Source organism: Vagococcus sp. 211 (assembly GCF_056322705.1).
Genome location: NZ_CM150475.1, coordinates 1,319,142 through 1,344,272, shown reverse-complemented (window position 1 = coordinate 1,344,272; position 25,131 = coordinate 1,319,142). Strand labels below are relative to the sequence as shown.

Below are 25,131 nucleotides of genomic sequence, written 5' to 3'. Positions count from 1 at the left end.
AAGATTTTATGTGGTACTTGTTTTTTATATTTACATTTATCATAGGCCTTTTTATATTTTTCCCCACTGTTGCTATTATTATATTAACTATTGTTTTTGTCTTAGTTGTTATGTATATAATTGGTGACGCTAGTGATAAAAAAAAGAAAAAATGCCCTAAGTGTGGTAGCCAGGACATCTTTTTATTAAAAGATGTCAGAAGTCCTTTTTCTTATAGTAAGGCTTTATTAGGCGCCAGTTTATACGGTAAGAAAGGGGCGTCATTAGGTTTACTTGGTAATAAAGAAAAGGGCGGCTGGGTATGTAAAAGTTGTGGTCATCGTTTTTTGAAATAAGGTAAGCTTAAAAGACAGAAAGTTATTATATTTTCTGCCTTTTTTTGTAATTAACTCATAAGATTATTCCGAATAATTAAGGTTATCTCTTGACTACATAATTGATAATGATTATCATTATCAAGAATAGACTGATAAATCATGTGTTTATTTGAGATAGATGTTAGGTCTGTTTTATGGATTTAACCAAAGGAGAACTAAAAAATGGCAACAGAGATAATAGATGTAACGATTATTGGCGGTGGACCAGCAGGCTTGTTTGCTTCTTTTTATGCAGGATTACGTGATATGAGTGTTAGAATTATCGAAGCAAAACCAGCTTTGGGCGGAAAAGTCCATGTGTATCCAGATAAATTAATTTGGGATATTGGGGGGCAACCACCAATCTTAGGATCTGATTTCTTGAAAAATAGTGTGGAGCAAGGGGTAACCTTTCATCCTGAAATTTGTTGCAATCAAGAAGTTTCTTCTATTAGACGGTTAGAAGAGGGAGGATTTAGTCTCACCACGTTGACCGGACAAGAGTATCAATCAAGAACAGTACTAATTGCAGCAGGATTTGGCACAGTGAAGCCTAAAAAAATAGGCCTTGAAGGAGAAGAAATTTTTAAACAGACTAATCTATTCTATACCGTACCTACGATTGAACAATTCAGAGGTCAAAGGGTACTATTATCAGGTGGTGGCAAGTCTGCGGTGGATTGGGCGAACACATTACTACATGTGGCCAGAAGTGTTACGATTGTTTATCGTAACGGTGAAATGATAGGGCATGAAGCAGAGATTAAGAAATTAATGAGCAGTCAAGCTAAGGTGATATTAGGTGCTTCTATTCAAAAGTTGAACGGCATAGAGTCAATTGACTCTGTGATTATTAGAGAAGAACAGACAGACACTGAAACGAGGATAGAAACAGATGCTGTGATTATTAATCATGGTTATGAGAAAAATATGAGATTGATGACTACAAGTGATATTAAAATAGCTAAGCATGAGAAAAAGGGGTTAATTGGAACCAACTTAGGAGAAACATCAGAGCCTGGTATTTACCTTGCAGGAGATGCCTTGACATATGAGGGCAAACTGAATTTGATTGCAGGTGCCTATCAAGATGCGGTTCATGCCGTAAATCAAATCAAAACATTTATAGACCCAAATGCGTCAAAAATAGAAAAAAAATCAACAAAACTTCCTAAGTTAAAACTACGGAATCAAGAGATATACAAGGAAGCATTCAATCAATAGCCAACAGTAAGGACTTATGTGAGTTCTTACTGTTTTTTTGTTGGAAATTCTTTTAATGATAATAAAATCTCAATTTAATTAGTGTAAAATAAGCTAAGTGTTGTTTTTTGTGGTTAATTAACGTGAAAACAACAGAATTTGTGGTTTTATATTTGGGTTTATGATATATTGTTTATGAAAGCGCTTGAAATATATATGTCATAAAAAGGAAGGTGAGGAAATGTCTGATCATGTGATCATTAGATCTTTAGGTAAAGCGGATATCCCGGAGTTAAATCGTATTCGGACGAGTGAGGGTGTTTTTGAAACAATCTTATCGTTAAAGGATGAGACGATGAGCGAAACAGATAATTATTTTACCAAGGAGATTAATCGAACACATACTTTTATCGCAGAACTGGATGAAGGAAATAAAAAAATAGTTGGTTATATTAAGTTAGTCATAGATGAAGAAAACAGAAGAAGACATAAAGGAAATATTAGTATTGCGGTACATAATGATTACCAAGGCTATGGGATTGGATCTAAATTGTTTAATGAAATGCTTGATCTGTCAGGTAATTGGCTCATGCTAAGAAAACTAGAATTGACCGTTTTAGAGAAGAATCATCGCGCGATTGAACTCTATCAAAAGAATGGGTTTCAGATAGAAGGGATATCAAGAGAAGATACAGTTGTTAATGGTTGTTATGAAGACGTTGTTCATATGGGAATGCTATTTAATAGAGAGGAGCAGCAAGTAAAACAGCAATCTAGGGATAATGTTATTGGTGTAAAACAGTATCAGGTTTAAAAATAAAAAATGAGGAGTTTTAACTATGATGAAGAAAAACTGGTGGGAGAAGATACCACATACTTATGTAATTTTATTTTCAATGATTGTTTTAGCAGCTATCTTGACTTGGATTTTACCAGCGGGACAATTCCAGAGAGAAGTAGTAGAAGGATTAAATAACCCTGTTGTTATACCAGGCTCTTATGCAAAGGTACCACAACAGGGTGTGGGATTATTTGGAATTTTTCTTGCGATTCCTAAAGGTATGGTAGGGTCAGCAAGTATTATTTTCTTAATATTATTATCAACAGCATCATTCACTATTATTAATAGTACAGGTGCTTTAGAAAATGGTATTGGTGTCTTACTTAATAGAATTAACAATTCTAAAACTCCAAAAATTGCAGTTATTTGGTTAATTACATTCTTATTTTCACTTTTGGGGATGATTGTTGGTCCAGAAATACAAATTCCATTTACCTTAATCGGGATTTCAATTGCTTTAGGATTAGGCTATGACTTAATTGTCGGTTTGGCTATGATCATGGGTGGTGGTTATGCGGGATTTAACTTTGGACCAATCAATGCATCTATTTTAGGAACATCTCATTCTATTGTTGGTTTACCTATTTTCTCTGGTATGGGTTACCGTTTAGTTATTTGGTTTGTTGGAACTTGTGTTGTGGCAATAGTTACATCATTATATGCAAAAAAAATTACAAAAGATCCTTCAAAAAGTTTAGTAAAAGATGTTAATACGGATGGGTTAGGTTTTTCCAAATCTTTTGATCAGTATGAAATGGCAGGACGTCATAAATTAGTATTATTTGTTCTAATATCAATGTTTGGGGCTATCATCTATGGCGCGAGTCAATTGGGGTGGTATTTGGATGAAATTTCAGCTGTTTTCATTATCGGAGGTCTAGTAGCAGGGTATATTTATGGTTATAAAACTCAAGAAATTATTGATTTATTAATTAAAGGAGTCAGTTCAGCAGCGAGTATCGCTTTAATTTTAGGTATTGCTCGAGGAATTCAAATCGTATTGGAACAAGGGATGATTATGGATACTATCATCAACTCCTTATCAGCACCTCTTGCTAACTTAGGTCCAACTGCAGGAGCAATCGCTATTTCGGTTATCACAGCTATCGTCCATTTCTTTATACCATCGGGAAGTGGTCTAGCGGTATCAATTATGCCAGTATTATCACCATTAGGAACGATTATGGGGTTAACACAACAGACAACAGTGTTGGCTTTTCAATTTGGAGCAACTTTACCGAACTATATATATCCAACAATTGGTGCAAGTATGGCAATGTTAGGTATTGCTAGAGTACCAATTGATCGTTGGTTACGCTTTGCATTGAAATTAACAGGTATTTTATTCTTAATGAGTTGGATTTTCTTAGCCATCGCAGTAGCAATTGGCTACTAAAAAAATGTTGGAGGTAACTTAAATGTCTAAATATATAATAATGAAAGAAGAAGTGCAACGTATAGCTGTTAAGTCTTATAATGAAGGTTTAGTGGCAGGGACTAGCGGTAATGTTAGTATATTTGATAGAGAAAATCAAGTAATGGCTATTACGGCTTCTAATTTGGATTACGCTATTATGAAACCAGAAGATGTTATCATCATGTCTTTGGATGGTGAAAAATATGAGGGGGAACTATCCCCTTCTTCTGAATGGCAAATGCATGCAGGTGTTTATCGCCATAAACCGGAAGTTAATGCAGTGATTCATACCCATTCACCTAGAGCTACAAGTTTTGCTGTAGTTCATGAAAACATTCCATTAGTGCTTGTTGAAATGCTACCTTTTATTGGAGGAGATATTCCTTTGGCCAAGTTCGAGTTGCCTGGAACAATTGAATTGGGATTATCTGCTGTATCTGCGTTAGAAAATCGTCATGCTTGTTTATTAGAAAATCATGGTGTATTAGCAGTAGGGACCAACTTAAATCAGGCATACTTAAGAGCGGTTTATGTTGAGGATGCAGCGACAATTTATCACTTTGCTAGACAAATGGGACATCCAAAACTTGTTTCTCAAGCAGCAGTGAATATACTGAAAAAAAAATATAACATGGATTAGAAGGAGGTTTCTAGATGTTCGAGTTTGTCTTACCCTCTATCAATCGTTTTGGTAAAGGGTGTGTATCGAGTATTGGCACACTTATTAAAGAGACTAAAGGAAAAAAAGCACTAATCGTGACAGACCATAATCTTGTCTCTCTTGGAGTTATTTCACCAGTGATAAGTTCTTTAGAAGAAGCTAATATAAAATACACTATTTATGATAGTGTTAAGCAAAATCCTACAAAGGAAAATGTTATAGAGGGCACACGAGTTTATAAAGATCAAAAATGTGACTTAATTATTGGTATCGGAGGTGGTTCACCTAACGATTGTGCTAAAGCAATTGGCATGATGGTATCTAATGGTGGGGAGATAGAACAGTATGTTGGCTTTAATCAGAGTGAGCACCCATCTCCTAGACTATTTATGGTAAATACAACAGCCGGGACAGCTAGTGAAATATCACGGGCCTTTTTAATTTCAGATGAGGTAAAGCAAGAGAAACTAATTTTTAAAGACATCCATACTCTTCCTTTTGCTTCTTTCAATGATCCTGATTTAATGATGGGGCTACCGACATCTATTACAGCAAGTACAGGAATGGATGCATTGACTCACGCTATAGAAAGTTATGTATCGACTGGTAAGTATCCTTTAACTCAATCAATGAGCATAGCATCGATTTCTTTCATTCTAAAGAGTTTGCCTAAAGTGGTGCAAGATCCACACAATACTATATTAAGAGAAGAACTAATTTACGCACAATCATTGGCAGGTATGTCATTTTGCAACAGTGGACTTGGACTAGTACACTCCATGGCGCATCAATTAGGTGGCGTGTATAATCTTCCACATGGCTTATGTAATGCGATTTTACTACCTTATGTGATGACGTTCAACCAATCTGTAGCCTTAGAGGATTATGCTTCTATTGCCAATGCGGTGGCCCCCTTTGATACACAACATATGACCGTGGAAGAAGCGAGTCAGTGGTTGATTGATTCAGTGATTCAATTGTCTGAAACCATTGGAACGAGGAGACCGTTAAAAGAACTTGGTGTAAGAGAAGAAGATATAGTACTTTTGTCTGAAAAGACATTGTTGGATGGTAATTTACCGAGAAATCCAGTTCAACCAACGCAGGAAGAGATAGAAAGTATTTTCAAATTAGCGTTATAGATGGTATGACATTATCGTAATATGAGTATTTAATTTCAAGGAGGCTATGTAAATGAGTACGAAATTATCAAAAGACATCATTATTCAGTTATCCAAAGAACATACTGATTTATTTGGGAAAGAAGAAAGATTAGAAGTAAAAGAAGTCGGGGATGGTAACGTTAATTATATCTATTTAGTAACAGGGGATAAAAAATCTGTTATTGTAAAATTTGCTGACAGTTTTATTCGTGATTCTAATACCAGGCAATTATCAACTAAACGAAATGAAATTGAATATGATATTTTAAAAGAACAGTTCGAGTTATCTGGAGGGCAGGCTCCAGAAGTATATTATTATTCTCCAGAACATCATTGTATTATTATGGAAAATTTAAGTGAATATCAGGTGTTAAGAGAAGGAATGCTGAATAAAGAGATCTTCCCTCACTTAGGAAAAGATCTAGGGACATTTTTATATAATACTTTAGTAAAGACCACGGATTTGGTAATGGATGTCGATAAGAAAAAAGAATGGCAAAGTAAATTAGTTAACATAGACATGTGTGAAATTAGTGAACGATTGGTATTTACAGAGCCTTATCTTAATCAACAAGGTTTAAACCGTTATAACAAAGAAAATATAGCGTTTGTCGAGACAGAACTGTATAGAGATGAAAAATTAAAATTAGAAGTAGCCAAATTGAAAAATCAGTTTATGAATAAGAGTGAATCAATGATTCATGGTGATTTACACGGAGGATCTATCTTCATCAACCATGAAGATATAAAAGTATTTGATCCGGAATTTGCTTTTTATGGACCTATGGGATATGACATTGGAAATGTATTAGGCAACCTAATTATTAGTTATGTGACCGCTGTTTTTACAGAAGATGATTCAAATTATCAGGAATGGTTAAAAGAATCAATAGATGCGACGATGACATCGTTTATCTCTACCTATAATAGTCGTTTTTTAGAAGATGTTAAGACTCCAATGTTTCAGACGGAAGCATTTAAAGATAGTTATCTAACTGCTATTATTAGTGATTCTTTAGGATATGCTGCAACTGAGATGATTCGACGAACCGTAGGTGTGGCCAAAGTATGGGACTTAGATAATAATAAAGAACATCCTTTAATGGGAACGATGGAGAGAGCAATTATAAGAATCGGTAAGGCATTTATTATGAATCGGAAAGAGATTGCGGAACAACGTCGATTTATGGAAATAGTAGAACAAGAAATAATTCGAGAAAAAGGGGAATGATGATGAGGATTGATGAGAATTTAGCTTTTATGTTACGATTTGAAAACGTTGCTTGGTTTGCAGACGGCGTTGTAAAGATTTTAGATCGTCGGATTTATCCTAGAGAAGTTATTTATGTTACTTGCTACTCTTATAAAGATGTTGTCAAAGCTATTCAAGATATGGTAACACAGAGCGGTGGACCCTATTCTGCAGCTTCAATGGGAATGGTATTAGCTTGTTATGAAGGTCGTCATTTAGAAAAAAATGAGATGATTTCATTTATGGAAACGGCCGCCGCTAATATTGCTAATGCAAGGCCAACTACATCAACCCGTATGAAACAAATTGTGGATGGTGCTGTAGAGGTAATGAGAACAAGCGACTGGGATAATAATGAAAGCTTATTGGGTCTTATTCAGGAATATGCCATTAATGAAGCAACGACTAGATACGCTAGTGTTAGAGAAGTAGGCCGATACTTGGCGGATTTAATCCCTATAGATGGAGTTGTTATGACACAGTGTTTTGCAGATGCCGTTATTGGCTTTATTTTAGAACGCTTGAAAGAAACAGGAAATATCGGAGTTAAATTTATCACCCCAGAAACAAGACCTTTTTTACAAGGTGCTCGTTTAACAGCGAGTGTTATTCAAGATATGGGGTTCGACGTCCATGTTATCACAGATAACATGGCGGCCTATATTATGAAAGATAAAAAAGTAGATCTTGTGACATCTGCGGCAGATATGATAACGATGGATGGTCATATTGTTAATAAAGTAGGAACAATGACATTAGCTTTATTAGCTAACTACTATGGAATTCCTTATTTTTGTACCGGTACTCCTAATCCAAAACATCCGACAATTGATACAGTAGCGATAGAAGAACGTAATCCTGATGAAGTGATGGAGTTAATTGGAACGCGCGTTACTATGGAAGGTGTGCAAGCATACTACCCAGCCTTTGATATTACGCCACCTCAACTAGTGAGTGGAATTGTTACTAATAAAGGTGTATTTACGGCTTTTGATATAAAGAGCTATTTTAACTAACTTGAGTTGTAAGAAGGAGGAGTCTTTTGGAAAAAATATTAGTCATTAATTTAGGGGGAACATCATCAAAAGTAAGTATTTATTTCGATGATATGGTACATAAAAAAACAACGATTAGGCATGAAAAAGATGAATTAGCTGGCTTAGTTACTAACCGTGACCATATTGAGTACCGTTCATTGATGATTGAGCGATGGATGAAGAGTGTTGACTTTGATAAAAAAGAGATAACGGCTATTGGTGTAAGAGGCGGGAATTTACCTAGTGATATGTCAACAAGTGGAGGCACTTATAAGATTGATGAATACTTACAACAAATTATTAGAGATAATTATGAAGAAGAGGGTCCATTCTATCACGGGGTAGTGATAAGTGTTCCGATTGCTTTAAAATTAGCTGGAAATAAACAGGTTGATATCTATATTACAGACCCACCTACTGTCAATGAGTTAGAGCCTGTAGCAAAAATAGCAGGTCATCCAGATTTTGAAAGAATTCCTGTATTCCATGCGCTAAACCAGCGTGCAGTAGCTAGAAAAATAGCTCTGCAGATGAATAAAAATTATGAAGAGATGAGGCTTATTATTGTACATTTAGGCGCTGGTATTTCTGTAGGCGTTCATTGCAATGGCCGTGTTATCGATGTTAATAACGTCACTAGAGGAGATGGACCGATGGCTCCTAATAGAGCAGGCCAATTACCAATGAGCCAATTAATAGAGGCTGTGTATAAAGGTAATTGTTCACTAGAAGAAGCACAATTAAAACTACGAGTAGGTGGCGGTGTAAAAGCCTATTTGGGAACAGATGATATGAGAGAAGTAGAACAAATGATTCTAGATGGAGATGAACAGGCAGCGTTGATTTGGGAAGCGTTGGTTTATCAAGTAGCAAAGGAAATTGGATCATGTGTCACAGTATTAGAGGGTGAAGTAGATGCCATTGTTTATACAGGAGGTATGGCCTATTCTGAAAAATTAATAAGTGCTTTAAATAAAAGAGTGAATAAATTAGCACAAACTATTTGTTTACCAGGAGAATTTGAAAATGAAGGACTTGCATTAGGTGCATTAAGAGTTATCAAAGGCGAAGAAAAACCGGTACAACTATAAGGAATAATATTAAGTGGAGGGATATCCGACGATGACAAATCAAGATGCAATAAAAGAGTTAGTGGCGAAATCTAAAGAGGCACAACTGGAAATTGAAGATTATACTCAAGAGCAAATTGATCGTGTGGTAAAAGTTGTAGGAAAAGCAATCTACGATCATGCTGAGATATTAGCTAAAGAGGCAGCCGAGGAAACGGGATTTGGTAATGTTTTGAGTAAAATAAATAAGCATACAGGAATAACCACTGTTATGTGGGATTATTTAAAAGACAAAAAATCAGTAGGAGTTATTGAGGAGGACCCTTTGAAACAGGTGATCACCTTAGCCAAACCAATGGGCGTTATTGCGAGTGTTACACCGAGTACGAATCCAACATCCACAGCGACACACAATGCCATGATTTCTTTGAAAAGTCGTAATTCTATTGTTATTGCACCACATCCAAAAGCTAAAAATTGTACATTACATGCGGTTCGAATTATGCAAGATGCGATTGAATCAGTAGGTGCACCTAGAAACTTGGTCTTAGCGATTGAAGAACCTAGTATTGATATGACTAATTATTTAATGCAAGAAGCAGATATTGTTGTCGCGACTGGCGGATTTGGTATGGTAAAATCTGCTTATTCTAGCGGAAAACCTTCTTATGGTGTAGGGCAAGGCAATGTACAGTCTTATATTGATACATCTGCAGATATTGATTATGCGACCGCAACAATTGTCGCAAATAGATCAGCAGATTTGGGATTGCCATGTACTGGAGATCAAACAGTGTATATTCCGAAATCTTTAGAAAAAGAAGTGTTGTCTTCTTTTGAATCCAATCATGCCTATATCATATCAGATGAAGAAATAGTAGATAGTTTACGTCAAAAAGTTTTCATTAACAATCACCAAAATCTAGAGCTAACAGGTAAAACACCATCAGAAGCTGTTAATATTATGGGGCTGAATATTGAGGTTCCAAAAGAAACTAAGATATTATTAGTAAAAGTAACGAACCATGGGCCAAAGGAAGTGTTAGCCAAAGAAATACTATGGCCGATTGTCCGTTATAGATGTTACGAAGACATAAGCGAAGCATTTGAGTGGGGAAGAATTAATCTATTGATGGAAGGCGCTGGACATACATCAACTATTTTTTCTGAAACGGAAGCAAACATTATTCAAGCAGGAGATAGACTGCCGGTAGGTAGATTGGTGGTAAACCAAGGTGGAGGAGCTGGTTCAGGAGCAAGATATAACAATGGTTTGGATCCAACTATTTCTCTAGGTTGTGGATCTTGGGGAAATAATTCTATTTCTGAAAATTTAACGTACAAACACTTAATGAATGTAACAAAAGTTTCGAAGCTTATTTCAGATGCCTATATACCGACTCCGGAAGAAGTTTGGGCTGATTGAATTATAAAAGAAAGGTAGTTAGTTATGTACGAAACGTTGAATGATGTCTTTCAATATGCAGAGATGAAAGGTAAAAAAAAGTTAGGGGTGGCTGCTGCTAATGATAAAGAAACATTAAGCGCAGTTGTCAGAGCTAAAAAAAAGGGGTTCATCGAACCTATTTTAATCGGTCATAAAAATAAAATGGAAGAATACCTAGAAGAGTTGGGTGAAAAATCAAGTGAGTATCAATTGATTGATTCTGTAAATGATGATCATGCTGCAGAAATAGCAGTAAAATTGGCGAAAAATCAAGATGTTGATTTTTTAATGAAAGGACATTTGAATACCGCAAATATGCTGAGAGCAGTAGTTCATAAAAATGATGGTATTGCTGTAAAATCGACTATTTCACATGTTAATATAATGGAACTAGAAGAGTATAATAAGATTTTCATATTGACAGATGTTGCAATTGTCATCGAGCCTAGTTTAAAGCAAAAACGAGAGATTATAGATAATGCAGTAAGAGTCATGAATGGTATGGGCTATGAAAAACCTAAAGTTGCGCTCCTTTGTTCTGTAGAAACTGTAAATGACAGGATGCAAGAAACTATTCATGCTAGTCAACTAAAAGAAATGAATCGTGTAGGAGAGATTACGGATTGTGTGATTGATGGACCGATATCTTTTGATATTGCGATGAATAAAGAACGAGCTAATAAGAAACACTATGAGGGTATCATAAAAGGTGATGCAGATATATTAGTTGTTCCTAACTTAGTATCAGGTAATTTGTTATCTAAAGCTTTAGGAATTTTTGGTAAGGCTAATGCTGTAGGTTTTGTTACAGGAGCAAGCGTTCCTATTGTTTTGACTTCAAGAGGTTCTACCGCAGAAGCTAAATATGATTCTATATTAGCCTGTTTAGCTAGTATAAAATAAAAAAAGCTCATAAAGAGCTTTTTTTATTTTATACTAGGATATTTCACATCCACATCTGATAAACTTAATACATCTAGCCATAGTGGTTCTAGAACTTTATCTGTTACGAGTGTGGTCAAATCATTAAGTGGACAAATCTTTGCAAAAGAGACACGGCCAAATTTGGAATGATCAGCAAGTAAGATCCGTTTACGGCTATTTTTTAAAGCCATTTTTTTAATCTCAGCTTCGGCATCGTCAGAATCTGTTATTCCAGTTTCTATGTCAAGTGATTTACAGGAAAAGAAAACTTTATCAAATGAATAGTAATCTAGAAATTTTTGGGTTTGACTCCCTACAAAACAACCTCTAGATTTTAGTAAACGACCACCAGCACACAGTAAAGTGACTTGAGAATCATTTGTAGAGAGGCTATGAGCGATATCGATAGAATTGGTTAATACAGTAATATTCATGCCTTTTATTTCTTCACAGAGAGCTAGAGCAGTTGTAGAAGAATCTAAGAAAATACTGTCTCCAGTATTAATCATATCCGCTGCTTGTCTAGCAATTTGTTTTTTATTTTCAACAAAAATCGTTTTCAGCATACTATTATCAACTTTAGCTTGAACACGATTAGAAAGAACAGCTCCTCCGTGAACTTTTTTAATGAATCCTTCTTGTTCTAAATCTGATAAATCGCGGCGAATTGTTTCTTCACTGACATCTAGTTCAGTAGCTAATTTAGAAACTTGGACGGATTTGGTTTGTAATATTATTGATTTGATATACTCTTGTCTTTCTTTAGGTATCATATTAATTCTACTTTCTATGTGGTAGCAACACGTCGTTCAGTGTGATCTACTCGCTTGTATTTTAAACTAATTATATCATTTTTTTTAGGATTATTCTGTGTATTTATGGTTAAAATTATAATAGTTATAAAAGTAGTCAAATTCCCACAGATGGTGTGATGGTAAGGTAAGAAAAATGCACTTGTCTTGTACAAGTATTTTAGTTATACTCATACTATTAATGAGAAAGGGGTGAGTTAATGACCACCTATGAATGGATAAAAGTCATGATTCCACCGTTTCCCTTCAGAGGATGTTTTTTTTATGTTGGATTATACTAATTAGGAGTGTACATAATGAAAAAAAACATCGAAAATAAACCAGGAATTATCCTATTAATTGTCTTAGTAGGATTTCCCCAGATTAGCGAAACTATTTTTACACCATCGTTGCCACAGATTGCTACTTTTTATAACACATCCATGGGCACTGCCCAGATGACCTTGAGTATCTATTTCCTAGCCTTTGCGTTAGGTGTTTTTACCTGGGGATGGTTATCAGACATCATTGGCCGTAGGGGGGCGATGAATGCCGGCATTTTATTATATGGTGTTGGGAGTATTTTATGTTATCTTTCCCCGACAATCTCTTTTCTATTGGTCGCAAGATTCATCCAAGCCTTTGGTGCCAGTACAGGGTCTATTACAACACAAACGATTCTTAGGGAAGGCTTTTCTGGAGATGAGCGGCACCGTCTTTTCGCTCAAATATCAGCAGCCCTAGCGTTTACACCTGCTATAGGACCGTTAATTGGTGGAATAGTAGGGCAATACTATGGATTCAAAGGTGTCTTCTTGACATTGGTTGTTATGAGTGTCGGCCTTTTTAGTTTTTCGTATCTACGATTACCTGAAACATTCCAGCCAGAAATGAGACAAAAGGTATCTATTATGGACGTGGCTAAGAGATTATTAAGTAGTCCACGAGTCTTGACTTTTGGCCTATTGATTGGCGTGATTAATGGCTTATTATTCAGCTATTATGCAGAAGCGCCTTATGTATTTATCGAAGTATTTGGCTTGAGTCAGTCTCAATATGGTTTTTTAGGCTTGATCATTGCTTTAGCAACTATTTTAGGTGCTCTATCGTCTAAACGATTATTATCTAAAAAAAGACCTGAAGCGATTATTAGACTAGGACTAGGCATTGGTTTAATTGGTGCGTGTTTATTGTTACTTGTTATCGGCACGATTCCTAGCACGACAAATCTGATGCCTATTGCTTATATGGGATCGGTATTTATTTTGTTATATGGGACAGGGATGATGATACCTAACTGTTTGAGTCTTGCTTTAGTTGATTTTCAAGACGTGATCGGCACAGCAGGAGCCATCTTTAGTTTGGGTTATTATTTATTAGTAAGCCTGATTACATTTATGATGAGTGTTCTTCACAACGGAAGCTTAGCGGTCTTACCACTATATAGTATCGGATTATTGTCAGTGAGTTATATTATGGCTAAAAAATATTTATAATTAATAGAAAAAACATCTTTCCTTTGGCGGAAGATGTTTTTTTGTTTATTTTAGAGTTGAAAGCTAAATTAGAAAAGGCTATCATTATTATAAAATAACTAATGTTAGGAGTAGTAAAGTGAGTGAATATCGTTATATCCAATCGCTATATAAAAAACATGATCAATATATCAAGCGAGTGCTGGTCGTTTCGGGTGGATTATTATTTATTTCTAGTGTGTTTGTGTGGCTGGATGTTATTAATATAAGTCCTATGATTATTTATCTATTATCAATGAGTGTTGCGCTGTATTATGCTAACAAGACGAAAGTAATCAGTAAAGATTACCGAAAGATTGTCTGTTTTGTAGAAGAGTTTGATAAAAAATTAGCAGAGGATGCTTTTTTTATGTTTTTTCTTGACTATCAATTACAAGCCTATTTTAAAGAAGAAACAAAAATATTTTTAGAGGAAGTAGGAATCAAGAAAAAAATAAAACAAAAAAAAGGGAACCAGTATTTTGGAGTCATTATTAATGAAATAAAAGAATATTATGACTATTTAGAACAGGATATTCATGAAAAGAGTGATGATACGCTTTCTCTTGAATGGTATCAACACTCTTTTGATCATCGAAAGAAGGACTTAGTTTAATAGGAGGGGGAGACCAATGAATTTAAAGAAAGAGTTATTAGGTATTGTACTAGCCTTTTCAACAGTAGGAGTCATAGCGACTGGAGCGGATGCTAACGCTTATGACACTGTCTATAAACAACACGAAAAACAAGAAAAAATGATTAATAATGCCATAGAGTCTGAATTTATATCCCAAGAAGATCAAGCATTGTTATCTGAACGTTTAGAGTATTTTGACCAAGAAAAAACAAAAAAAACAAGACGACAATTAAAGGGTATAATTAAAAAGGATAGTCATCATTTAGAAAAAATAGAAGATAGATTATTAGAGAAAGAAAAACGTGTAGCGAGAGCTGAATTCAAACAGTTAAAAAAAACGTCTGATTTATTAGAGAAAAAAGGACAAGAAGATTTTGTTGTGGCTCTTGATAGGGGTCATATTAAAGAGGCTATAGAGGAAGTAGACAGATTATCTGATAGTAGTAAAGTTGGACCTATTAGAGACTTATCCAAAGAGATTAATCATTTAAATCAGACTGTTAAGCTTAATCAAGAGGCAATGGTAGAACTCGTTAAAGATTTGGAAAAGAGTAATAACACATCTGAAGAGTTATTAAAAAATAAGTTTGTATCCGAGGAAGAAAAAAGTAAGTTAAAAGCGGATCAAAAAACAAATCAAGAATTATTAAAAAATTTAAACAGTGTCGATGATACGAGAGACAAAAGAGAAGAGACGTATCAGTTAATAGAAACGATTCAGAAGAAAAAAGAATTAGCAACTGAAGATTTTAAAGGGTACGAGAAGAAAACGAAAGAATTGGCTACGTCCATGGACACTTTATTGTCGGATGGATTACTCACTGATGAAGAAACGAAAACACTCAAGACAAATCATCAGAAGATAAATGAGAAACTAAAATTAAAGGGCTACGATCCAGGGGATTTAGGGGAGAATTATCATCAGTGGGATGAGAGTTATACTAATGCTCTAAAGAGCAGTGATGCTAAAAAGGAAGAGAAAAGGAAACAAGAAGAAGCTAAAAAAGAACAACAACGTGCAGAAGAAGCAAGAATAGCTAAGGAGCAAGCAGAAGAGGTTGCTAGGAACACACCAGGGGAACCTCAATTAGTTGGAAGTTGGTATCAAGCACCTCATGGCTTTAAATTTATTAAATGGGAAAGTGGTAAAACCTATGGTCAAGTGAAGAATCCGGGTAATTTTGGGCTAATTACTGTAGCTGAAGCATCAAATTATAGCCCTGGTCACGGAAATGGGTCTGCTAAGCAGTAACAAAGACTAGGCGTTTTACATCTAAAGATGGAGTGACAACTAAACCAAAAGGTCATTGGTGGATCAACGGGCATGGGTTAGAATATAATAAAGATCTTGAGGGAGATGATAGAATGACAGAACAAGAGATGACGTACGAAGGTTGTACTGTAGTTGGTGGTTGGTGTATTCCAAATGAGGAACTGGAAGCATATGTTCGTCAACGAGAAGAGATGATGACGTTCTTAGAAACAACCTTCAAAGCACACTATAAAGAAGTTTATATAGGAGGGCAAGGTTCTCAAGATGGGGATTATATATCCGCACACGATGGGGATAAAGAAAATGTCTTTATTCACTTTGATCCAGCTGAACTAGACATTTTCAACAAGTTTACAGATAAGGAAGACTACGTAGAAATGAAATGGGTCATGAGTGAAATAGAGAGAGATTACTATAAGGACGGAACGAAAGAAGGGTTAGAGGGAGAAGCTCTTTTTAAAGACTGGGATGATTACGTCCAGAGTGAGTATAAAAAGCGAACGAATAAAGAGTACCCGTTTTTAAATGAATAAAATTAAAACAAGCATTCTTCGATTTTGGAGAATACTTGTTTTTTTGTAGACGAGGCGTATTTCTCTGTTATAATAAATTGAGAAGAAATGGATGGTGGATATAAATGAATATGAGTAACAATGACCGCTTAACGCGTTTGCGTTACGCCTTAGATATTAAAGACAGTGACATGCTAAGGATTTTTGCCTTGGGCGGGGTTGAGGTTAGTATGGATGACTACAAACAAATGTTGAAGCGTATGAACGAAGATCATTATGAGCTAGATTTGTCTGATGAGGACTTTGAACGGTTTATGAATGGTATGATTACGTCTCAGCGTGGGCCAAAAGAAGGACCAGAACCAGAGCTTGAATTAAATCAAGACAATGCCAATAATTTATTTATCAAGAAGTTAAAAATCGCGTTATCTTTAACAACAGAAGAGATGATTGATATTTGGGATGATGCTGGTGTGATTGTGACCAAGGGTGAATTAGGTGCGTTCTTAAGAAAAGAAGGGCATCGTAATTATAAGCCATGTGGTGACAATTTCACGCGTAATTTTCTTAAAGGTTTAATGCCACGCTATCGAAAATAAATAAGGTCATAAGGAGCGTATGTTTGTGCGTTTTGTTATTGATGGAGACGGATCTCCTGTGAAAAATGAAGTGATTCAGCTAGGAAAAGAATACTCTGTTCCGGTATTAATTGTCACCAGTGTGGATCACTTTACTACAAAAGAGTACCCTGATTTTATTTCCTTTATTTATGTAGATAAGGGAGCAGATGGTGCTGATTATCGCATTGTAAAAGAAATCCAACCTGGGGACATAGTCATCACGCAAGATTATGGGCTAGCTTCTTTGTTATTAGGGAAACAGGTGCGTGTGTTTCATCACAGCGGGAAAGAATATTTACCAGAAACCATCGACGCCTTGTTAACGCAACGCTATATCGGTGGGCAGATGCGTAAAGCTGGTAAAAGAACCAAAGGACCTAAGCCATTTACGCAGAGTGATCGTGATTATTTTACAGCAACGCTTAAAAAAGTATTAGACAGGTTATAAAAAGAAAAAATGGTCGAGAGGGTACTTAAGCTTGGCCATTTTTTGTTGGGATGCGTCAAAGAGGAGTAGTAGATATGTTGAATGTGTTTTATGATAGTAACGGTTCATTTCAATGGGCTGTTATTACAACCTTTGTGGCTGTTCTTGTGTTATTTGCGCAAGTACTCCAATTTTTTGTTCAAAGAAAAGAAATAAGAAGGACCAAAACCTATGATAGCTTAATTGCTTACCGGTTAACTGATTTAGGCAAGTTAAAACAATACATCATGGAATACGATGAATTTATTTCTAAAGAGGTTATTAATCCTTCTGGTCAGGTGTTAAGAAACCGAGATTCCTTGAATTTGTTGTTGAACAGTGACAATGAACATTACCAAAGGCTAAGTCATGCGATAGCAGAATACAGTATCTTTTTAACTGCTTGCCAGAGTGGCCAAATTGCCAAAGACGATCAGGTTCTCTTTTTGATCGACCATTCTAATCAGTTAATCGACGCATTTAAAGCGTACGAGCAATTTGAAATGACCAGTATCAAAGATAAAATATGATGCCTTTAATAGATATTAGAGCATATCGTCCTACTGATAGTGAAGGCACCTTTCGCTTATTTCAAGAGACAGTGAGGGAAGTAAATAAACAAGATTATACCCCAAAACAACTTGCTGTATGGGCTGGAGATGAGAGGGAGATTGATCCTGTTGAATGGAATGAAAGATTAATGGGGCATGTGACGCTAGTTGCTGTGTTGGATAATCAGATATTAGGATTTGCAGACATGGATCAGGAAGGTTATTTAGATAGGCTTTATACACATAAAGAATATCAAAGGAAAGGCATAGGTCACGCCTTAGTTTCAGAGCTTGAAAAACAAGTCGTCAAGGCTAGATATACCACACACGCGTCCATCACAGCACGCCCGTTTTTTGAGAAACAAGGGTACCAGATGGTTAAAAGAAATGTGGTTGTTTTATCAGAAGTCAGCTTTACCAATTATTTTATGTCAAAAGAGATGACTTAATGTGGTCTCTTTTTTGTTGTTCCAAAGAAAAATGATGGATGATATGGTATTCTGAATGAGGAGTATTAACGTAGACGAACAAAGGAGGACCATTGTGCCAAAATCAACATTTGATTTAAATCGGTATTTAAAAATAAGAGATTTGAACGTAAACATGATTAAATATCACACAACACCAACAGAACAGTTAAAAGAAGGGGCTCCTTTAACCTTGTTTTCTAAAAATACGAGTACTCGTATTACGCAAGATATGCGTTTTGAAATGTACGATCAGTATGGTCAACGCTATGTAGAGAACATGAAGAAAGAAATGTTTGAGCATAAAGCACCAAGACTATTGAAAAGTAAGTTAGTTCCGATAGAAGATGATGAGCGTTTCAAAGAGGGAATCATTGAACTTATTTTACAGTTAGTAGATAGAGATTTATTTGTCCTCGGTCGTAAAATCAGTCGCTACGAAACATGGAAAATTGACAATGTTGAGGCATTGAAAAAAGAAATGCAACCAACAGACGAGGAGTTAGCCTTTGATATCAATCCTGTCAATTTATTTGTGGGCAGGGATTCAGATGATCAGGGAATTGTGTTGTATGACGAGGAAGACGTTCAAGTGATGCATCAAAGTAAGCGGGCTATCTTTCGTGATGAAGGGGTTAAAGTGGTGTACGATATTTGTTGTGACGATAGTACACCGGTTATTACGAATATCTCTTTCGAACAATTAGGTTGGGTGTTATTTGCTTTGCTATTTGATGTAGAGATCGATCAAATCAATGCTCTTTTTTTACGTCCAGTTGCTATTGCGGAGGACACGTTAGCTGAAAGTGAGTTGTTATATGATCGTTATAAAACATCGGATGCTCACTTAATACAGAGTTTAGAGGACATTGAGAAAATACCCACTTTAGTGCTGAACGAAGCGCTACCTTATACAGGCACTTATTCTTTATGGGATGATCGACGATTGTACCGTATGACGCACCCTATCGCGTCAAAAGATGTCTTTAGAGTTTTAGAGGAGTTATCTGATAACAAGATAAGGCCATCCACGTTACAAGATGAACGGTTTTTAACAGATGCCCTAATCACTCTCGCAGCGGATTACCATTATGGCATTCAACGAACAGACCGAGTCTTTAATAAAATCTATGATACCTCAGATTTTGTGTATGATTATCATCGAATTACCAATTTTTCGATGACTCCTAGACAAGATAATGAGATTCATTTGCCGGAAACCTTTTTTGATATTATTGATACTCGTTCTGATTACCGAATTATGTCTGATCTGTCATTCGAAGAACTGGCACCTGCTATGATGCAAGTGATTATTTCGATGACAGAGTAACCGTGTGAATGGCTCAGAATTGTCTAGTAGTATGAACTAGCTGTACATTGTGAAAAAATGTGAAGACATCCCTAGAGGTAAAGCTAACGCGTGTTTCTTTTTGATTGACAGTGTGTGAAAAAAAGAAGAAAATAAAAGGTGAGACCCATTGAATGATGGGTGTGAGAGGAGAGTTATTTATGCAAAATTTTAATTTCCAAGCAGCAACAAATATTTTATTTGGTAAAAACCAAGTTGAAAAATTACCAAAGGTGTTATCTAATTATGGTAAAAATGTATTACTAACTTATGGTGGAGGAAGCATTAAACGTAATGGATTATATGACCATATTCAATCATTACTAGGGGATGAGTTTACCTTATTTGAATTATCAGGAATTGAACCTAATCCTCGATTAGAAACAGTCATCAAAGGGGCAGAGTTATGTCGCGAACATAACATTGATGTCATTTTATCAGTAGGTGGCGGTTCAACCATCGATTGTTCAAAAGCCATAGCCGCAGCAACTTTCTATGATGGTAATCCTTGGGACTTTACAGCAGATAGCCGTTTGGTAACAAAAGCATTACCCATCGTGACCATTTTAACTTTGGCAGCAACAGGATCAGAAATGAACTGGGGCTCTGTTATAACAAATGCTGAGACGAAAGAAAAATTAAGCTTCCATAGTCGCTTAGTTGTACCTAAAGTGTCTATTTTAGACCCAACCTATACTTTTTCTGTGCCAACTTACCAGACATTGGCAGGCTCATCTGACATTTTAAGTCATTTATTTGAAAATTATTTCAATAGTACACCAGATACAATGGTTCAAGATGGTATTGCAGAAGGCTTGATGCGTACGGTATTACACTACACACCGATTGCATTAGAGCAGCCAGATAATTATGAAGCACGTGCTAACTTAATGTGGTCAAGTTCTCTTGCTTTAAATGGCCTTACTGGGTCGGGTAAAAAAGGGGTGTGGTCATGTCACGCGATTGAGCATGAATTGAGCGCTTACTATGATATTACACATGGTATTGGTTTAGCGATTGTGACACCACGTTGGATGATGCATGTTTTAAACGCTGAGACAGCCCCTCGTTTTGCTAATTATGGACACCGTGTCTTTGATTTACCTGTAACAGGTGATATCATGATGGATGCTAAAGCAGCAATTCAAAAAACATATGAAACATCTAAGAGCTGGGGCGTGCCAATGACACTTGGAGAAGTGGGAATTGATACAAGTCTACTTGAAGAGATGGCGTCACAAGCAGTGAAACATAGTAAAATTAGTACCGATGGTTATGTGCCATTATCTGTAGAAGATGTGGTTGCTATTTATGAAGCATCAATGGAAGAGATGACATTTTAAGAGTGATTTATTTTAAGGAACCTTACTTGTAAAAGTAAGGTTTTTTTATTTAAAAGCCCTTACAAAGTTATAGGTGGTAATATATAATAAATTGTAAATGTTATTTAATTATAAAGTTGACTTAATTTATTAGAAGCTTATAGATGGGATGTTGGTAGGTTGGATCATAAAGTGATGAAGCGAGGTTCACTGATAATTCTCTTTATTATTGGTTTGGTTGGGGGTAGATTTCTTTGGAGCTATCTTTTTTTTGTTCCAGAAAAATCAATTGAAAATGGAAAAATAGCTTTTATAGAGGCTAATGAATTAGTAAATAAAACGGTCTTTTTAAATGGCGAATGGGATTTTTATTCAGGAGATGCGCCCCTTTCACAGGTACAGGAAAAAAATCTATGGCAGACAACAAGGAATAATAAAAATATTGAACAAGGGATATATCACTTATCAATGACACTAACAGAGAAAAAAATGGTTTTAGCATTACATTTTTCTAGCTTTAGTAGCAAAGATAAAATATTCATTAACAATGAGTGTGTGTTTGATGTTTTGAATGAACCTACTCTTAATAAAATGAAGCGAGTTGGGTATTTTCCATATACAGTCATTTATGAAAAGGATGAAGGAGTAGATAATCTAGACATCGTCATCCAGGTTTCAGAACGATTAGCCCATTCTACTAAAAAAAATGTTCGCGGTGTTAGATTTGGTGATGCTAAAAAAGTGATGAAAAGTGTTAACATATCAAATAGTTCTGAACTGCTGACCTCTTCTATTATTTTGCTGGTTGGCTTAGCTTCTTTAGGGCTATATATTACTGTGAAACGAAATAGACAATATTTATACTTTGGTTTAGCGCTAGTACTATTGTCGATGATTCTGATGCTAGCAAGTGGGGAAAAAATATTACAACAGCTACTTAGCTTACCTAATGGAATCCGTTTTTCTTTGATGTCTAGCTTGGTGTATCTATTCTGTTTTACTATCATTAGGTTAACAGACAATCACCGGTTATTAACGACAAAAGCTTGGGTGAATAGATTTACAACCTTTTTATTAATCATGAGTGGGGTAGTTCTCGTTGTTCCGAGTTCTGTGGTGTTTCAATTAGCTATACTTTATAAAATATGTGGAGTATTGTCTATCGTAATCGCTGTAGTAGGTGTTGAAAAAAGTGGTATTCATAATGATAAAGTGAGTTTGTTTTTGATATTTTCTTTATTGAGTGGTGGTAACCATTTAGTGTGGTGGATTTATTATATAACGTCTAGTATCACACTGCCCCATTATCCTTTTGATCTACTGTTATCAATAGTGTGTTTATTATTAGCTTGGTTCCAAAATTACAAAGATCTATATGGGACGATGGATCATTTAAATACATCATTAATAGAGAGCAGTCAGTCAAAAAAAGAATTGCTTACAAAGGCAACTTTAAGACTAAATGAGCCTTTAAATGACATGTTAAGTATTATAGACCATACGTTAAAGAAGGAAGAGGCTCTTTATGTGAAAGATGACTTGATTAGATTAGAGGGAATGAATAAAGAAGCTCTGATTTTGATAGAGAATGTAATGGATATTACCACAGATAACTTACCTTTAGAAGAGTCGGAATTAACTGCTGTATGTCTCCATGATAAAATTGAGTACTGTTGTAAGATGATTAAAAAAGAAGATAAATTTGCTTCATTTATTATTGAACTACAGTTAACAAGACGAGATGACTACATGATTGGTGATTTCAAATCATTTGTTCAGATGATTTATCAAATTTTTTCAGTGGTTCATGGTTCTATGACAGAAGGGAAGATCATTTTTTCTGATACAAGAGAGAATGATAGAATTGTACTGGAAGTAAGACTAATAGAGTGTGAGATGAAAGAGAGTATGCTAATAGATCTAAATAAAACATCTCAGGATACTATTTTGAACAATGGTTTATTTGAAGATGATCTAAGTGTGCCTATAATGAGAATCAAGCAATTGGTTGATCATCAAAGAGGTCAATTTAAAATACAACAACAGAAAAATGATATTGTGTTATGTATGGATTTTCAAGCAACAGAAAAACCTGAATTACAGTACGATGATTATGAATATCTAAAAAATTACCGATTATGTTTATCTAATGACACGTCGGATACGAAACATAGTATTTTAGTAATCAGTAATAATATTAAACAGTTAATTGTATTAAAGGAGCTACTAACAAATGAAATAAATAATGTTTATATAGCAGAATCTTTTGAAGAAGGTTTATCTTATATTAAAGAGTATGAAGTAGATTTGATAGTTAGTGATGTATTAATGAGTGGTATTACTGGTTATGAAGGTGTTGCCTCGTTAAGAAAAGAATATAATATGATTGAGTTACCTATCTTATTAGTAGCAACCAATAAATACAAACTTGAACTGGATGCTATTTATGCATCTGGTGCGAATGATTATATTGAAAAACCAATAGATGGTAATGAACTACAAATAAAGGTGAGGACATTGCTTGAAATGAAAGAAAGCATTGCCTCAGCTATTCATTACGAAGCGTCTTGGTTACAAGCTCAGATAGAACCACATTTTTTATTTAATACACTCAATACGATTATTAGCTTATCAACCTACGACGAAGAGGCCATGCATGAGGTATTGGATGCCTTTATGTTACTATTACATCAGAAATATAAATACAGTGGTAGTAATGATCTTATTACTTTAAAGGACGAATTGGACTTGGTTGAGTCGTACCTTGTGATAGAAAAAGCCCGATTTGGTGACAAGATAGAAGTGGTTTGGAACATTGACCCAGAAGTTAATTTGGAACAGGTCGATATTTTACCCTTAACGATTCAACCCTTAGTAGAAAATGGGATTAAACATGGTATCTTACCTTTAGAAGGCAAGGGCGTTCTGACTATTACCGTACAAGAGAAACATGGTGAAATTGAAGTAAGGATTTTAGATAATGGTTTGGGAACAACATTGACATTAGATGAGATACTCTCTCAAAAGATGAAAACATCTTCAGGTATTGGTTTAAGCAATACGTATCATCGGTTAAAAAAAATTATGGGCGTACGATTGACATTCCATTCTGAACAAAATCAAGGAACGGAATTAATATTTCATCTAAAGGCAGAGGTAGGGGATCGGTAGAATGAGAACAATGATTGTAGATGACGAGGTACCTGCACTAAAAATGTTAGAAAAATTGGTAGTTGACCACGATAAATTAACTTTAGTTTATAGCACACATCAAGCGGAGACCGTATTAGCAAAACTAGATGACGTAAAACCTGAACTTATACTGTTAGATATCAATATGGGTGGTATATCTGGTGTAGATTTAGCAGAAGAAATCAACCGGTTAGAGCCAAGCATTCAAATTATTTTTATTACGGCTTATTCAGAGTATGCTGTAAAAGCTTTTGAGTTAAATGCGCTGGATTATTTATTAAAACCTGTGACCAAAAAGCGGTTTAATCAAGGGATTTCCCGAATCAGTTTTGAAGAAACACAGACTATTACCTCTAGCGATAAAATCAAGATGGCTGTGTTTGGTGAGGGGCTTATTATGGACTACAAAGGCGTGCCTATTGAGTTACGCACAAAAAAAGCCTATGAATTATTATTCCTATTGAGGCATCATTTTCGAGAAGGTGTGACGAAAGACGTAATGATGGAAAAACTGTGGGAACATCAAACAAAAGAATCAAGTACCATGATGCTTCACACAACCATTTACCAAATTAGACAAAGTTTTAAAAAAGCAGGTCTTCAAAATCCGATTCAATACAAGCAAGGAAGGTACTATTTAATCCTTGAAGTAGAACATGATTTAGATGTAGTAGAAGAAATGATACAAAAAGAGCCTAGCTTAGAAGGAACAGAGTATATTATTTCTACCTATGTGGGCTTGTATTTAGAACAAGAACATGTTGAATGGGCCAGTATCTACAGAAATGATTTACATCAACGGGTCTTAGAATATATCATGTATTCTATAAAAAGTGACGCTATTTCCTATATTAATCTACACACTTTTATCGAAAGAAACAAAGAAGATGTGATAAGCAAAGAGCAGTGTGTCGAAGAAATTTTAAATTATTATGATAGGCATCATTATAAAATTGAAGCGCAAATTTTTGGGAAGCGTGTATTAAGACATTGGGAAACAGAACTTCACCTGCCACTGCCATTAGGGATAGAAAAACGGGTGAATTAATGTACATACTTGAAAGGTG

The 25,131-nt window shown here is 35.3% G+C and carries 24 protein-coding genes; 23 read left to right on the top strand and 1 reads right to left on the bottom strand.

Annotated features, from left to right (window positions below; genetic code table 11):
* Positions 1 to 8: 8 nt before the first annotated feature.
* The 11 genes from ACVWM0_RS06660 to ACVWM0_RS06610 all read left to right on the top strand — a co-directional run bounded on the left by ACVWM0_RS06660 (position 9) and on the right by ACVWM0_RS06610 (position 11,350).
* A complete protein-coding gene (locus ACVWM0_RS06660; RefSeq protein WP_476471863.1) occupies positions 9 to 335 on the top strand; it encodes a hypothetical protein in 327 nt (108 codons plus the stop codon).
* Positions 336 to 539: 204 nt separating this feature from the next.
* Positions 540 to 1,580 carry an NAD(P)/FAD-dependent oxidoreductase gene (locus ACVWM0_RS06655; protein WP_476471862.1) on the top strand — a complete coding sequence of 347 codons (1,041 nt, stop codon included), beginning with the start codon at positions 540 to 542 and terminating at the stop codon, positions 1,578 to 1,580.
* 220 nt (positions 1,581 to 1,800) lie between these two features.
* Complete coding sequence (locus ACVWM0_RS06650) at positions 1,801 to 2,373, top strand: GNAT family N-acetyltransferase (RefSeq protein ID WP_476471861.1); 573 nt, start codon at positions 1,801 to 1,803, stop codon at positions 2,371 to 2,373.
* Positions 2,374 to 2,398: 25 nt separating this feature from the next.
* Positions 2,399 to 3,796, top strand: coding sequence for a YfcC family protein (locus tag ACVWM0_RS06645; protein WP_476471860.1), 1,398 nt, complete (start codon positions 2,399 to 2,401; stop codon positions 3,794 to 3,796).
* A 22-nt stretch (positions 3,797 to 3,818) separates the two neighbouring features.
* Positions 3,819 to 4,457: a class II aldolase/adducin family protein gene (locus ACVWM0_RS06640; protein ID WP_476471859.1), complete on the top strand. Its 639-nt coding sequence runs from the start codon at positions 3,819 to 3,821 to the stop codon at positions 4,455 to 4,457.
* A gap of 14 nt (positions 4,458 to 4,471) precedes the next feature.
* On the top strand, positions 4,472 to 5,620 hold the full coding sequence (locus ACVWM0_RS06635) for an iron-containing alcohol dehydrogenase (RefSeq protein ID WP_476471858.1): 1,149 nt from the start codon (positions 4,472 to 4,474) through the stop codon (positions 5,618 to 5,620).
* A 52-nt stretch (positions 5,621 to 5,672) separates the two neighbouring features.
* Positions 5,673 to 6,872 carry an S-methyl-5-thioribose kinase gene (mtnK, locus tag ACVWM0_RS06630; RefSeq protein ID WP_476471857.1) on the top strand — a complete coding sequence of 400 codons (1,200 nt, stop codon included), beginning with the start codon at positions 5,673 to 5,675 and terminating at the stop codon, positions 6,870 to 6,872.
* Complete coding sequence (locus ACVWM0_RS06625; protein ID WP_476471856.1) at positions 6,869 to 7,909, top strand: s-methyl-5-thioribose-1-phosphate isomerase; 1,041 nt, start codon at positions 6,869 to 6,871, stop codon at positions 7,907 to 7,909. Before mtnK ends, ACVWM0_RS06625 begins: the two co-directional genes overlap by 4 nt.
* Positions 7,910 to 7,935: 26 nt before the next feature.
* The gene (gene buk, locus ACVWM0_RS06620) at positions 7,936 to 9,021 is read left to right on the top strand and encodes a butyrate kinase (protein WP_476471855.1); all 1,086 of its coding nucleotides are present in this window, start codon (positions 7,936 to 7,938) and stop codon (positions 9,019 to 9,021) included.
* Positions 9,022 to 9,052: 31 nt separating this feature from the next.
* Positions 9,053 to 10,426 (top strand): aldehyde dehydrogenase family protein, encoded by a 1,374-nt coding sequence (locus tag ACVWM0_RS06615; RefSeq protein WP_476471854.1) that lies wholly within the window; start codon positions 9,053 to 9,055, stop codon positions 10,424 to 10,426.
* Positions 10,427 to 10,450: 24 nt separating this feature from the next.
* Positions 10,451 to 11,350, top strand: coding sequence for a phosphate acyltransferase (locus tag ACVWM0_RS06610; protein ID WP_476471853.1), 900 nt, complete (start codon positions 10,451 to 10,453; stop codon positions 11,348 to 11,350).
* Positions 11,351 to 11,373: 23 nt separating this feature from the next.
* Here the strand turns inward: ACVWM0_RS06610 and ACVWM0_RS06605 are convergent, their stop codons facing one another.
* Positions 11,374 to 12,144, bottom strand: coding sequence for a DeoR/GlpR family DNA-binding transcription regulator (locus ACVWM0_RS06605; protein ID WP_476471852.1), 771 nt, complete (start codon positions 12,142 to 12,144; stop codon positions 11,374 to 11,376).
* Between the two features lie 335 nt (positions 12,145 to 12,479).
* Here ACVWM0_RS06605 and ACVWM0_RS06600 point away from each other — a divergent pair, with 335 nt between their 5' ends.
* The 12 genes from ACVWM0_RS06600 (at position 12,480) to ACVWM0_RS06545 (ending at position 25,112) form a co-directional block, all read left to right on the top strand.
* Positions 12,480 to 13,658, top strand: a complete 1,179-nt coding sequence (locus tag ACVWM0_RS06600; RefSeq protein ID WP_476471851.1) for a multidrug effflux MFS transporter — start codon at positions 12,480 to 12,482, stop codon at positions 13,656 to 13,658.
* 118 nt (positions 13,659 to 13,776) lie between these two features.
* Positions 13,777 to 14,292, top strand: coding sequence for a hypothetical protein (locus tag ACVWM0_RS06595; protein ID WP_476471850.1), 516 nt, complete (start codon positions 13,777 to 13,779; stop codon positions 14,290 to 14,292).
* Between the two features lie 16 nt (positions 14,293 to 14,308).
* On the top strand, positions 14,309 to 15,565 hold the full coding sequence (locus ACVWM0_RS06590; protein ID WP_476471849.1) for a hypothetical protein: 1,257 nt from the start codon (positions 14,309 to 14,311) through the stop codon (positions 15,563 to 15,565).
* A gap of 32 nt (positions 15,566 to 15,597) precedes the next feature.
* Complete coding sequence (locus ACVWM0_RS06585; protein ID WP_476471848.1) at positions 15,598 to 16,119, top strand: hypothetical protein; 522 nt, start codon at positions 15,598 to 15,600, stop codon at positions 16,117 to 16,119.
* A gap of 110 nt (positions 16,120 to 16,229) precedes the next feature.
* On the top strand, positions 16,230 to 16,697 hold the full coding sequence (locus tag ACVWM0_RS06580) for a YehS family protein (RefSeq protein WP_476473682.1): 468 nt from the start codon (positions 16,230 to 16,232) through the stop codon (positions 16,695 to 16,697).
* Positions 16,698 to 16,722: 25 nt separating this feature from the next.
* Positions 16,723 to 17,166 carry a YaiI/YqxD family protein gene (locus ACVWM0_RS06575; RefSeq protein WP_476471847.1) on the top strand — a complete coding sequence of 148 codons (444 nt, stop codon included), beginning with the start codon at positions 16,723 to 16,725 and terminating at the stop codon, positions 17,164 to 17,166.
* 74 nt (positions 17,167 to 17,240) lie between these two features.
* A complete protein-coding gene (locus ACVWM0_RS06570; protein WP_476471846.1) occupies positions 17,241 to 17,714 on the top strand; it encodes a hypothetical protein in 474 nt (157 codons plus the stop codon).
* Positions 17,711 to 18,184 carry a GNAT family N-acetyltransferase gene (locus ACVWM0_RS06565; protein WP_476471845.1) on the top strand — a complete coding sequence of 158 codons (474 nt, stop codon included), beginning with the start codon at positions 17,711 to 17,713 and terminating at the stop codon, positions 18,182 to 18,184. Before ACVWM0_RS06570 ends, ACVWM0_RS06565 begins: the two co-directional genes overlap by 4 nt.
* Before the next feature lie 94 nt (positions 18,185 to 18,278).
* Complete coding sequence (locus ACVWM0_RS06560; protein WP_476471844.1) at positions 18,279 to 19,532, top strand: hypothetical protein; 1,254 nt, start codon at positions 18,279 to 18,281, stop codon at positions 19,530 to 19,532.
* A gap of 179 nt (positions 19,533 to 19,711) precedes the next feature.
* Positions 19,712 to 20,893 (top strand): iron-containing alcohol dehydrogenase, encoded by a 1,182-nt coding sequence (locus tag ACVWM0_RS06555; protein ID WP_476471843.1) that lies wholly within the window; start codon positions 19,712 to 19,714, stop codon positions 20,891 to 20,893.
* A 159-nt stretch (positions 20,894 to 21,052) separates the two neighbouring features.
* Entirely contained in the window at positions 21,053 to 24,043 is a 2,991-nt protein-coding gene (locus ACVWM0_RS06550) for a histidine kinase (RefSeq protein WP_476471842.1), read from the top strand.
* A 1-nt stretch (position 24,044) separates the two neighbouring features.
* Positions 24,045 to 25,112, top strand: coding sequence for a response regulator (locus ACVWM0_RS06545; protein WP_476471841.1), 1,068 nt, complete (start codon positions 24,045 to 24,047; stop codon positions 25,110 to 25,112).
* Positions 25,113 to 25,131 lie beyond the last annotated feature (19 nt).